Origin of the sequence: Streptomyces sp. NRRL WC-3742 (assembly GCF_000720635.1) — a bacterium.
Lineage (GTDB): Bacteria > Actinomycetota > Actinomycetes > Streptomycetales > Streptomycetaceae > Kitasatospora.
In genome coordinates this window covers 68916-80532 of record NZ_JOCF01000030.1, presented here as the reverse complement: position 1 = coordinate 80532, position 11617 = coordinate 68916, and the positions used below count along the sequence as shown (strand labels likewise).

The window sequence follows — 11617 nt, the reverse complement described above, 5'->3', positions numbered from 1 at the left end:
ATCCACCGTGGACTCGCCAAGTGCGGCCCGCTCCCTGATAGTTGCTCTGCGCCCGGCGACGGTCGGGCCGTGCGGACAAGGGGGCGGGCCATGGACGACGCGGTGCAGGTGGTCGGCGGTGGGCGGGAGCGACTGGTGCCCGGGACGCCGTTGCTGGAGGTCGAGGACCTGCACGTGGAGTTCCGCACCCGGGACGGCGTGGCCAGGGCCGTCAACGGGGTCACCTACTCGGTGGCAGCCGGGGAGACGCTGGCGGTGCTGGGCGAGTCCGGCTCGGGCAAGTCGGTGACGGCGCAGGCGATCATGGGCATCCTGGACATGCCGCCGGGCAGGATCACCGCCGGGCGGATCCTCTTCCGGGGCCAGGACCTGCTCACGATGCCGTCCAGGGAGCGCCGCTCCGTCCGGGGCCAGCGGATCGCGATGATCTTCCAGGACGCGCTCTCGGCCCTCAACCCGGTGCTGAGCGTGGGCTACCAGCTCGGCGAGATGTTCCGGGTGCACCAGGGCCTGACCAGGTCGGAGGCCCGGGACAAGGCCGTCGCGCTGATGGACCGCGTTCGCATCCCGGCGGCCCGGCAGCGGGTGGGCGACTATCCGCACCAGTTCTCGGGCGGCATGCGCCAGCGCATCATGATCGCGATGGCGCTCTCCCTGCAGCCCGACCTGATCATCGCGGACGAGCCGACCACCGCCCTGGACGTCACCGTCCAGGCCCAGGTCATGGACCTGCTGGCCGAGTTGCAGGCCGAGTTCCGGATGGGTCTGATCCTCATCACCCACGACCTGGGCGTGGTGGCCGACGTCGCGGACAAGATCGCCGTGATGTACGCCGGGCGGATCGTCGAGACCGCGCCCGTGCGCGACCTGTACGCCCGCCCGGCGCACCCGTACACCCGGGGGCTGCTGGACTCGATCCCGCGCCTGGACCAGAAGGGCCGCAACCTGCACGCGATCAAGGGCCTGCCGCCGAGCCTGCTGAAGCTGCCGGAGGGCTGCGCCTTCCACCCGCGCTGCCCGCGCGCCCAGGACCGCTGCCTGAGCGAACCCCCGGGGCTGTCACCGGTGGTGGCCGAGGACGGCCGCGAGCTGCCGGGCCGGCACAGCGCCTGCCACTACTGGCGGGAGACGCTGCGCGGCTGAGGCGTACGGGCGCTCTGTCGCGGGGCGCCCTACTTGGTGAAGCCGACGTTCTCCCAGACGATGTCGGACAGCCCCTGCGCACCGATGTTGGCGAGCTCGGGCTTGGCGCCGTACAGCTGCGGGCGCTGGTAGAGCGGCAGGATGCCCGCCACCTTCCACAGCTCGGCGTCGGCCTGGTTGATCGCCTCGGAGGCGGAGGCCGCGTCGGGTGCGGCGGCGGCCCGGTCGAGCGCGGAGTCGGCGGCCGGGCTGCCCGCGCCGACGTGGTTGGTGCCGCCGTTCTGGGCGAAGTTGGAGCGGCTGCCGCTGGCCGGGAACGGGGTGCCCATCAGGGAGTAGGCCGCGATGTCGAAGTCGTTGCGGTTGACGTACTTGTCGAAGAACTCGTTGATGGGCGCCGTCACGGTGGTGACCTTGACGCCGACGTCCTTGAGCATCTTGGTGGCGCTCGCGGCCTCGTTCTGGGCCTGGGTGACGCCGGCCGGGATGACCATGCGCAGGTTCAGCTCGCGGCCGTCCTTCTTCCGTACGTCGCCGTCCATCCTCCAGCCCGCCGCGTCCAGCTTGCGGGAAGCCTCGGCGGGGTCGTAGCGGGCCAGGCCCAGGGAGTTGTCGCGGTAGGCGTTCTGGTTGGCGACCAGCAGGTGGTTGTTGAGCGGGACGGCGGGCCAGTCCAGGCCGCCGAGGTCGGCGCGGATGACGGTGTCCCGGTTGATCGCCTGGAAGACGGCCTGGCGCACCGTCGCGTCGGAGAGCGCGGGGGTGCGGGCGTTGAGGGTGAACTGGCGGAAGTCCGGGCCGCCGGCGCGGCGGAAGGCGGCGCCCTTGGTGGAGCGGACGGTCTGGTAACCGGCCACGTCGGGGCCGATGTTGACGAGGTCGATGTCGCCGCGGGAGAAGGCCGCGGGCATGGCGGCGGGCAGCATGACGTGGAAGACGATCCGGTCCAGCATCGGCCTGTCGCCCCACCAGGCGGGGTCGGCGACCAGGCTGACGGTCTGGGTGGCGCGGTCCAGCTTCTCCACCTTGAACGGGCCGGCGGTGACCGGGATCGCGTCCAGGTAGGCGGAGTTGAACTGCTCGGGGGTGGAGAGCAGGGCGGCCGGCAGCAGCGGGGCGTTGGCGGCGCCGTTGAACATCGACTGCCACTCGTTGAACGGGCGGTCGAAGGTCATCACCGCCTGGAAGTCGTCCTTGCCGGCCACCACGGAGGAGACCAGTTCGAAGCCGGTGCTGCTGGACGGCTTGTAGGCCGGGTCCTTGCCGTTCAGCGCCTTCCAGTTGGCCTCGATGTCGCGCCAGGTGATCGGGGTGCCGTCCGACCAGTGGGCCTTCGGGTTGAGCGTCCAGGTGACCACCTGGCGGCCGTCCTTGGTCTCGGCGCGCGCGTCCAGGAGGTAGGCCGGGTTGACGGTCTGGGTGCCGGCGGCGTCCGAGCGGAAGAAGGTCGGCAGCAGCGGCTTGGTGACGCTGATGGTCGAGCTCTCGCTGCCGTCCGTGTGGATCGGCGACCACTGGCGGGAGAACTGGGGGATCGCCAGGTTCAGGGTGCCGCCGCGGCGCAGCTGGGCGCGGTCGTGCGGGTTGATGTCGATCGAGGTGAGCTTGGGTGCGGCGGCCGCCCTCGGCCCGGCGTCCCCGCCCCCGCCGCTGCCGTCGCCCTGGCCGGAGGCGCAGGAGCAGAGTGCGAGGGAGAGCGTGACGGCGGTCAGACCGGCGAGCAGCGCCGTCCGGTGGTGCTGGAGGCGGCGGCCCATCGGCGTGCTCCCGAGGTGGTTGTGACGGAAGGTGAGGCGTCACATCTTGCTGACCAGGAGGTGGAGTTGTCGAGTAGCGGGGCCCGTCGTAACCGATCGGATACGACGGGCCCGAACTACCGGGGTGCGCTTGTCAGGCGACGGTGAACTTGAAGGTGCGGTCCTTGTCGCCGGTCTTGTCGAACAGCGAGCCGACGGCGTCCGCGACGTCCTGCGGGGTGATCGCCGCGCTCTGGCCGTTCTTCTTGACCTTCACCTTGTCGAACACGCCGCCCAGCTGGCCGTTCAGCGCGTCCAGGTCCCACTTGGGCACGATCTTGCCGGAGGCGTCCGGTACGAGCGTGAGGACCTTGGCGGCGGTCTTGGGGCCGAAGTCCCAGGACTTGGCGCCGGCGACGAGGTGGATCTTCCCGCTGGTCACCTGCTTGCCGAGGCCGTCCGCGGCGGCCTGGAGGGCCTGGGTGGAGACCTTGGGCTGGGCGGCCGTCAGGGCGAGCGCGACGGGCTGCTCGGGCTTGCCGGCGGCGCGGTCGCGGTACGCCTGCTCGACGGCGTCGACGGCGTTGGCCGAGTCGACGGACTGACCCGCCTTGCCGGGCACCACGACCGGGTCACCGGAGTCGGAGAACTTGACGTAGCCCTCCTGCAGGCCCTGGCCGGAGCCGGCGGCCAGCGAGTCCAGCGCGGCCTTGAGCTTGGCCCGGTCGACCTTCACCTCAGGCGAGACGGCCTTGTTGCCGCCCTTGATCGACTTGATGACGTCGACCGGGTTGTAGCTGTGATGGGCGAGGCCGTCCACGGTGGCCGTGGTGTCGAAGCCCAGCCCGGCCGCGGTCGGGTCGAGGTCCACGCTCTGGTCGCCGACCTTGAGCTTGAGCGGCAGGGCGCCGGTCTTGCCGATCGACTCGTCCAGCGCGTGGATCGCCTGGTCGCGGCTGTTGCCGCCGATGTCGGTGCCGAGCACGACGGTGCCCTTGGGGACGTCCGACTGGTTGAGCATCAGGCCGGTGCCGTACGCGGCGGCGCCGAGGAACAGCACCCCGGCGACGGCGTAGACGCCGAGCTTGACGACCTTCTTGCCGCCGCCGCCCTTCTTCTTGCCCTTGGCGGGAGCTTCGGACCTGGGGGCCGCGGGGGCCGGCACCGGGGAGGGCGCGGCCGCCGCGGGGGGCGGGGTCGGGCCGTTCGGGGCGCCCGGGCCGCCCGGGGGCACGGGCAGCGGGATGGCCTCGGTGGTCTCCGGGTCGGGGCCGCCCGGGTGCGGACGGGCGGCGGCGCCCGGCGGGTTGGGGAACAGCGCGCCGGGGGCGGCGGCCTGGGGGGCGAACGCGTCCTGACCGGGCTGGCCGGGCTGGCCGGGCTGACCCGTGCGCTGGGTGCCGAAGGGGTCGGTGCCGGTCGGCGCCGAGGCGAACAGGCCCGGCTGCGGGCGGCCCTCGGCCGGGCGGGGGGCGCCGTTCCGGCCGGGTATCGAGCCGGGCGCGGGGGCGCCGTCGCGGATCGGCTCGAAGCCGTCGACGGAGGTGTCCTCCGGGTCCGGCGCACCGGCCGCGGGGCCCTGCGGGCGGCCCTGGGCGCCCGGGTGGCCCTGCCCGGGCTGGGGGCGGTTGGGGCGGGGTCCGCGTGCGGGGGCGCCGGCGGCGAACGGGTCGGCGGGGCGGTAGACGCCGTCCTCGACCGGGGCCTCGGCCCCGTACGGCGCGGCGGGGGCGCCGCCCTGACGGGGGGCCGGGTGGGGGCCCTTGGCCTGGGCGGGCACCGGGCGGCCGCCCGGCCGGGCCTGGCCCGTACCGCCGGGGGAGGGACGGTTGCCGGCGGCCGGGGAAGCCAGGGGGCGCGTCTCGGCGGCGGGCGCGGCCTGGGCCTGCGGCGCGCCGGGGGCCGCCGGGGCGGCGGCCGGCACGGGCTCGCCGGGCTGGGCGGCCTTCTTCTGCCGCGGCCGGAACCAGGCGCCGGTCGACTCGGACTCGGAGGTCGCCGCCGGGATCGGCGGGATCGGCGGGATCTGCCACTCCGGCGGCAGGTTCGGCGGCGTGGCCGCGCGGCCGGTCTCGCCCCCTTCCATCACGCCGAGGACGGGCGAGGCGGGCGCGGAACGGTGGCGGGGGCGGGGGCCGCCCGGCTCGGCGGCCGGGGCCTCCTCGGCCGGGGCGTCCTCGTTCTTGACGGTGCTGCGGACGACGACCGGCGGGATCGGGCGCGAGCCGGGGATGTTGATCCGCACCCGGGTCGTCAGCGTGGTCTCGGTCTTGGGACCGTCGTCCTCGCCGCCCGACGCGGCGCCCTGGGCGGCACCGGCCGCGGACCGGTCGCCCTCGAACGGGGTGCCGTAGGGCGGGGTGCCCGACGGGTAGGCGTCCGGACCCGTGCGCCGGGGCGTCGGGTTGGCGTTGTCAGATTCGCGGCTGCTCAATGCTGCTCTGCTCCGGGTTCGCGGGCGGGTCGTGCGGCGCGACCGCGGTTCGTGGTCGCCGGGCCTGGGGAGGGTCTCACAGGTGTTCCGCTCAGGCGGGCGGCGGTCGGGTACGACGTTCTGCGGGACCACCATACTGGGAAGAACCGAGCGGCGAACGGCTTCGGACAGATCCTGATACGTCCGAATCCTCCCGTATGAGAGTACGGCCGAACGGTCCTGACTGCGCGTCGCGTGCTGTACCGTACGCGGCCCCGCTCCAGATCAGCGCGGCGGGCCGGGCACCCCCGGGAACCAGCTGGTGCGGGTGGGCAGGGTGGCGCAGATCACGCCCAGCACCGAGCCGGCGAACAGCCAGGCCAGGGACGTGGCGTTGGCCCAGAGCACGTTGTCGCCCTCCGGCCGGGGGACCATCACCATCAGCATCGCCAGGAACCAGCCGGCCGCCGGGAACGCGGCGCCCAGCCGGGTGCCGGTGATCCGCAGGCCCGCGTAGAAGGTCGCGGCGGTCGCGGCCAGGGCGAGCAGGACGCCCACCGGCGGCCACAATGCCTGCACGAATGCTCCGCACACCGACACCGCGACACCGAGGGCGAAGAACACCACGTACACCGCGATCCGGGCGGCGCGCGGCGGCTGGGCCTCGGCGAGGCGGTGCTCCCTGGTGCCGAGGACGGCGACCGTCAGCGAGCGGCGCTGGGCCGGCTGGGCCTTGTCGGTTCGGTCGGTCCGGCCGGTCCTGCCCTTGGTCTGGTCTGCGGGCCCGCTCATCGGGCGCTCCCCTCGGTCTGGGCCTCGGTCCGGGCATCGGTCCGGGCCTCGGTCTCGGCCTGGGGGAGGGCCCCGCCGGACGCCCCGGTGTCGAGGCCCGCGAACAGGTCGTCCTCCAGGGCCCGCCCGGGGCCGGTCGGCCCCGCCTGTCCGCGCGCCAACTCGTAGTACTCGGTGGTGAGCAGCGGCTGGCCGAGGTCGTTGGAGAGGGCGAAGGAGTCGCCGTCCACGGTGATCTGGGTGGCGTGCGCGGCCATGGCGGCGCTCTTGGCCGCGGCGTACCCGGAGCCGTCGACGAGGGTGGTGACCCGGGAGTCGTCCACCACCCCGGGGAGGTCGTCGATCGCGGCGACGCCGGGGAAGGCTCCCCGGGCGGCTGTTTCGGCGAGGGCGGACTCGACCACCGTGCGGGGCAGCCGGTTCCAGTACACCTTCGCGACGTGCCAGGCCGGGCCCAGCTCCGGGCGGAACTCCGCGTCCGCGGCGAGCTCGTGGGCGCGCATCGCGACCCGGTGCGCCTGGATGTGGTCCGGGTGCCCGTAGCCGCCGTTCCCGTCGTAGGTGACCAGCACCTGCGGCCGCGTCTCGCGGATCACCGCGACCAGGTGGGCGGCCGCCTCGTCGACCTCGGCCCGCCAGAAGCAGCCGGGGACGTCGTTGTCGGGCACGCCCATCATCCCGGAGTCGCGGTAGCGGCCCGGCCCGCCGAGGAAGCGGAAGTCGGTCACGCCGAGGGCGCGCATCGCCTCGGTCAGCTCGCCGATCCGGTACGGGCCGAGCATGTCTCCCCCAGCCTCCGGCCGGGGGTACCCCCATCGACCGGCCGTCAGGTGGGCCAGCTCCGGCGGGATCACCTCGCCGCCCTCGCCGAGGGTGCAGGTCACCAGCGTGACCTGCGCGCCCTCGGCGGCGTACCGGGCCATGGTGGCGCCGTTGCCGATCGACTCGTCGTCGGGGTGTGCGTGCACCAGGAGCAGGCGGCGGCCGGTAGTCGCGGTCATGGGAGGAAGCCTAACGACCGCGGGTGAGGGGTCAGAGCTTGAGGCCGTTGATCATTCCGGCCAGGTTGCTGGTGACCTGGCTGATGGACGGGGCGATCGAGCTGGACGCCAGGTAGAAGCCGAGCAGCGCGCAGACGATCGCGTGTGCCAGCTTCAGGCCGGAGCGGCGGATCAGCACCACCACGATGATCAGCATCAGCACGACGGCGGAGATGTTCATGGCCATGTCGGCTCGTACCCCTCTCGGGTGCGCCGCCCCCTGGGGGAGGGCGACGGTGGGACCGTGTGGAACGCGGGGCCGGGTGACCGGGGGCGGGACGGGCCCGACGATCACTCGCTCGACCAGTCATACCCGATGGGTAAGGGGAGCATTACATTCGGTGAGTCCGCGCGCGCCGGGGCATCGGGTCACTTGCGGAGCGCATGGGCCGGTCGGAGGGGGTTTGCGCCCCTTTGGGGCGTACTCGCAAAGGATGCTCCGAACGAGTGATCACGACGCCCACGGCGGTGGAGGTACGGCGTCGTAGGGTCTGGTGCCATGACCTCCCACACCCCTGCGGACACCTTCCCCCGGCAGTACGCGCGGACCCTGCGCTACACCGTCGGCGCGCCCCGGTCGTTCTCCGTCGCACCGGACGGATCGCGGGTCGCCTTCCTGCGCTCGAAGTCCGGCGGCGACAAGGCCAACCTGCTGTGGACCCTCGACACCGCCACCGGCGAGGAGCGGATCGCCGCCGACCCGGCCGTGCTGCTCGGCGGCGGCGAGGAGGACCTCTCGCCCGCCGAGAAGGCCCGCCGCGAGCGCAGCCGCGAAGGCTCCGCCGGCATCGTCGGCTACGCCCTGGACGCCGCCGGCCGCCTGGCCGCCTTCGCCCTCTCCGGCCGGCTCTTCACCGCCGACCTGACCACCGGCGCCACCGCCGAACTGCCCGCCCGAGGGCCGCTGGTCGACCCGCGCCCGGCCCCGGACGGCAGCGTCGTCGCGTACGCCAACACCGCCGGCGAACTGCGGCTGACCCGCGCCGACGGCAGCGGCGACCGGGCGCTCGCCGAGCCGGACGGGCCGAACGTCACCTGGGGGCAGGCCGAGTTCATCGCCCAGGAGGAGATGAGCCGCGACCGCGGGTTCTGGTGGTCCCCCGACAGCCGCCGGCTGCTCGTCGAGCGCGCCGACGACACCCCGGTGCGCCGCTGGTGGATCGCCGACCCGGCCAACCCGCAGAGCGAGCCCGCCGAGGTCGCCTACCCGGCGGCGGGCACCGCCAACGCCGAGGTCGGGCTCTGGGTGCTCGACCTGGACGGCGGGCGCACCGAGGTCGACTGGGACCGTACGGCGTTCCCGTACCTGGCCCGGGTGCACTGGTCCGCGGGCGGGGTGCCGCTGCTGCTCGTCCAGTCCCGCGACCAGCGCACCCAGCGGATCCTGGGCCTCGACGTGGCCACCGGTGCCACCGAGGTGCTGTACGAGGAGAAGGACGAGGTCTGGCTGGAGGTCTTCGACGGCGCCCCGGCCTGGACTCCGGACGGGAAGCTGGTCCGGATCTCCGACGAGGGAGGGGTGCGGGCGCTGGTGGTCGGCGACCAGGCCGTCACCGGGGCCGACCTGCACGTGCGGTCCGTCGTCGCGGTGACGGCGGAGGAGGTGTTCTTCTCCGCCTCCGGCGGCGCCGAGGAGGCCGACCCCGAGCCCGGGTGGATCGCCGTCGGCCGGATCAGCCACGACGGCAAGCACCTCGCCTGGGAGTCCGCCAACGGCCGTCCGTTCACCTCCGTCACCAGTGCGGTGCACGCGGGCGGGATCACCGTGCGGGCCACCGCCGAGCCGGACCTGCCCGGCAGCCTCGTCCAGGTCGCCCGCGACCTGCCCGAGGGCGTGGTCGTCGACGACGTGGCCGTCATCGCCTCCCACGCCGAGAAGCCGGTCATCACCGCGCGCCCCGTCTTCCGCTTCGCCGGCGAGCGCCGCATCCCCAGCGCCGTCTTCCTGCCCACCGGCTACGACCACGAGCGTGACGGGCTGCTGCCCGTCCTCATGGACCCGTACGGCGGCCCGCACGGCCAGCGCGTCGTCCAGGCGCACAACCCGCACCTCAACTCGCAGTGGTTCGCCGACCAGGGCTTCGCCGTCGTCGTCGCGGACGGGCGCGGCACGCCCGGGCGCGGGCCGGCCTGGGAGAAGGCCATCGCCTTCGACTTCGCCGGCGCCACCCTGGACGACCAGGCCGACGCGCTGCGGGCGCTCGCCGACGAGTTCCCGCTCGACCTCGGCCGGGTCGCCATCCGCGGCTGGTCCTACGGCGGCTACCTCGCCGCGCTCGCCGTGCTGCGCCGCCCCGACGTCTTCCACGCGGCCGTCGCCGGGGCGCCGGTGACGGACTGGGAGCTGTACGACACCCACTACACCGAGCGCTACCTCGGCGACCCGAACGAGCGGCCGGACGTCTACGCCGCCAACTCGCTGAGCGGCTACGCGGCCGGGCTGGAGCGCCCGCTGATGATCATCCACGGCCTCGCCGACGACAACGTGGTGGCCGCCCACACCCTGCGCCTCTCCTCCGCGCTGCTCGCGGCGGGCCGTCCGCACACCGTGCTGCCGCTGTCCGGCGTCACGCACATGACGCCTCAGGAGGAGGTCGCGGAGAACCTGCTGCTGCTCCAGGTCGACTTCGTGAAGCGCGCGCTGGCCATCTGACCAGCGCGTTCGGAGGCCGGTGCCCCGTGATCGGCGTACCGGCCTCCGGCATGACATCCGTCATACCGAAGCCACGACGGCCGACACTGCCGCCGCCACCCCGCCGCGCGGGACTCTGAGGTGGTGCGAACAGCACCGATGCGACAGCGACAGGGGAGAGGAGCGGTTCCGATGGTTGCCGAAGTGGCCGCCTTCCGAGGCGTGGGCAAGAGCTACGGGCGGGTGCGTGCCGTGGACGGGCTGGACCTGGTGCTGAGGCCGGGCGAGACCGTCGCCCTGCTCGGCCCGAACGGCGCCGGCAAGTCCACCAGCCTGGATCTGCTGCTCGGCCTGCGCGAGCCCGACCAGGGTGCCGTCACCCTGTTCGGCGGATCGCCGCGCGCGGCGATCGAGGCCGGCCGGGTCGGCGCGATGCTGCAGAGCGGCGGGCTGATGGCCGACGTCAAGGTCCGCGAGATCGTTCAGTTCGCCTGCGACGTGCACCCGCGCGGCCGGTCGGTCACGGGGGTGCTGACCGACGCCGGGATCACGGAACTGGCGGAGCGCAGGGTCGACAAGCTCTCCGGCGGCCAGGAGCAGCGCGTGCGCTTCGCCCTCGCCATCGCGGGCGACAGCGACCTGATCGTGCTGGACGAGCCCACCACCGGCATGGACGTCAGCGTCCGGCAGGCGTTCTGGGCGAGCATGCGGGCCCAGGCCGACGCCGGTCGTACGGTGCTGTTCGCCACCCACTACCTGGAGGAGGCCGACTCCATCGCCGACCGGGTGCTCGTGCTGCACCGCGGCCGGCTCATCGCCGACGGCACCTCCGCCGAGATCAAGGCCCGGGCCGGCGCCCGCCGGGTCACCTTCGAACTCCACGACGGGGACGGGCAGTTCATCGACGACTCGGTGCTGCGCACCCTCCCCGGGGTGCAGTCCCTGGACGTCACCGCCCGGGTGGCGGGCGTGCGCACCGTACGCATCCGTACCGCCGACGCGGACGCGAGTGTCGCCGCGCTGTACCGGGCCGGGCTCTACCCGCGCGGCCTGGAGGTCGCCGGGCTGGGCCTGGAACAGGCGTTCCTCACCATCACCGGAGAGCTGGACGAGGCCGAGAAGGAGCCCGTGCGATGACCACCCTGATCAAGCTGGAGATCCTGCGGACGCTGCGCAACCGGCGCTACCTGTTCTTCACCATCGCCTACCCGGCGCTGATGTACGTGTTCTTCATCCACGCGTACGGCTCCACCGACCAGGCGGGCGGGCTGCCGGTGAAGACGTACTTCATGGTCTCGATGGCCACCTTCGGCGCCGTCGGCGCGGTGCTCACCGGCAACGCGCAGCGGATCTCGCTGGAGCGCAAGAGCGGCTGGGTGCGCCAGCTGCGGCTGACCGCGCTGCCCGGTCGGGCGTACACCGTCAGCAAGATCGCGGCGAGCTCGGTCACCACACTGCCGTCCATCCTGGTGGTCTTCGCGGTCGGCGCGAGCCAGGGAGTCTCGCTGGGCGCGGCGCAGTGGATCGGGCTCGCGGCCGCCCTGTGGCTGGGCAGCTTCGTCTTCTCGGCGCTCGGCGTGGCCCTCGGGTACGCGGCGGCGCCGGACGCGGTGCAGCCGATCGTGATGATCACCTACATGGCGATGGCGCTGCTCGGCGGCACCTGGTTCCCGGTGAGCGGCTCGCTGGAGAAGTTCGCGCAGTTCAACCCGGTGTTCCTCTACAACAAGCTCGCCACCTTCACCCGACCCGGGCACTCCTTCGACCTGGTCGCGGTCGCCGGGCTGGCCGCCTTCCTCGCCGTGTTCGTCGCCGCCGCGGCAACCCTGTACCGGCGCGACACCCGGCAGGCATGATGATC

9 protein-coding genes are annotated in these 11617 nt (G+C 73.6%); 4 read left to right on the top strand and 5 right to left on the bottom strand.

The genetic code is table 11. The annotated features are described in order from the left end of the window. Positions 1-90: 90 nt before the first annotated feature. A complete protein-coding gene (locus IH61_RS0118110; protein ID WP_051837327.1) occupies positions 91-1143 on the top strand; it encodes an ABC transporter ATP-binding protein in 1053 nt (350 codons plus the stop codon). 29 nt (positions 1144-1172) lie between these two features. On the opposite strand, the gene IH61_RS0118105 is transcribed toward IH61_RS0118110, so the two are convergent. From IH61_RS0118105 to IH61_RS0118085, 5 genes are all read right to left on the bottom strand, one after another. Next, positions 1173-2900 carry an ABC transporter family substrate-binding protein gene (locus IH61_RS0118105; protein ID WP_031070934.1) on the bottom strand — a complete coding sequence of 576 codons (1728 nt, stop codon included), beginning with the start codon at positions 2898-2900 and terminating at the stop codon, positions 1173-1175. A gap of 133 nt (positions 2901-3033) precedes the next feature. Then, on the bottom strand, positions 3034-5313 hold the full coding sequence (locus tag IH61_RS0118100; protein ID WP_031070932.1) for a peptidoglycan binding domain-containing protein: 2280 nt from the start codon (positions 5311-5313) through the stop codon (positions 3034-3036). A gap of 264 nt (positions 5314-5577) precedes the next feature. Next, positions 5578-6084, bottom strand: a complete 507-nt coding sequence (locus IH61_RS0118095) for a DUF6113 family protein (RefSeq protein ID WP_234327232.1) — start codon at positions 6082-6084, stop codon at positions 5578-5580. Next, complete coding sequence (gene mshB, locus IH61_RS0118090; RefSeq protein ID WP_051837326.1) at positions 6081-7085, bottom strand: N-acetyl-1-D-myo-inositol-2-amino-2-deoxy-alpha-D-glucopyranoside deacetylase; 1005 nt, start codon at positions 7083-7085, stop codon at positions 6081-6083. Before mshB ends, IH61_RS0118095 begins: the two co-directional genes overlap by 4 nt. Before the next feature lie 31 nt (positions 7086-7116). Then, entirely contained in the window at positions 7117-7311 is a 195-nt protein-coding gene (locus tag IH61_RS0118085) for a DUF2304 family protein (RefSeq protein ID WP_031070925.1), read from the bottom strand. Between the two features lie 312 nt (positions 7312-7623). Here IH61_RS0118085 and IH61_RS0118080 point away from each other — a divergent pair, with 312 nt between their 5' ends. The 3 genes from IH61_RS0118080 to IH61_RS0118070 all read left to right on the top strand — a co-directional run bounded on the left by IH61_RS0118080 (position 7624) and on the right by IH61_RS0118070 (position 11612). Beyond that, positions 7624-9777, top strand: a complete 2154-nt coding sequence (locus IH61_RS0118080) for a prolyl oligopeptidase family serine peptidase (protein ID WP_031070923.1) — start codon at positions 7624-7626, stop codon at positions 9775-9777. Positions 9778-9948: 171 nt separating this feature from the next. Beyond that, a complete protein-coding gene (locus IH61_RS0118075) occupies positions 9949-10893 on the top strand; it encodes an ABC transporter ATP-binding protein (RefSeq protein WP_031070921.1) in 945 nt (314 codons plus the stop codon). Next, positions 10890-11612: an ABC transporter permease gene (locus IH61_RS0118070; protein WP_031070920.1), complete on the top strand. Its 723-nt coding sequence runs from the start codon at positions 10890-10892 to the stop codon at positions 11610-11612. The genes IH61_RS0118075 and IH61_RS0118070 overlap by 4 nt, the downstream gene beginning before the upstream one ends. Positions 11613-11617 lie beyond the last annotated feature (5 nt).

Bases quoted from the DNA above. Each gene is read 5' to 3' on its own strand.
- IH61_RS0118105 (WP_031070934.1), bottom strand. From the start codon at position 2,900: ATGGGCCGCCGCCTCCAGCACCACCGGACGGCGCTGCTCGCCGGTCTG.
- IH61_RS0118095 (WP_234327232.1), bottom strand. From the start codon at position 6,084: ATGAGCGGGCCCGCAGACCAGACCAAGGGCAGGACCGGCCGGACCGAC.
- IH61_RS0118110 (WP_051837327.1), top strand. From the start codon at position 91: ATGGACGACGCGGTGCAGGTGGTCGGCGGTGGGCGGGAGCGACTGGTG.
- IH61_RS0118070 (WP_031070920.1), top strand. From the start codon at position 10,890: ATGACCACCCTGATCAAGCTGGAGATCCTGCGGACGCTGCGCAACCGG.
- IH61_RS0118085 (WP_031070925.1), bottom strand. From the start codon at position 7,311: ATGGCCATGAACATCTCCGCCGTCGTGCTGATGCTGATCATCGTGGTG.
- IH61_RS0118075 (WP_031070921.1), top strand. From the start codon at position 9,949: ATGGTTGCCGAAGTGGCCGCCTTCCGAGGCGTGGGCAAGAGCTACGGG.
- IH61_RS0118080 (WP_031070923.1), top strand. From the start codon at position 7,624: ATGACCTCCCACACCCCTGCGGACACCTTCCCCCGGCAGTACGCGCGG.
- mshB (WP_051837326.1), bottom strand. From the start codon at position 7,085: ATGACCGCGACTACCGGCCGCCGCCTGCTCCTGGTGCACGCACACCCC.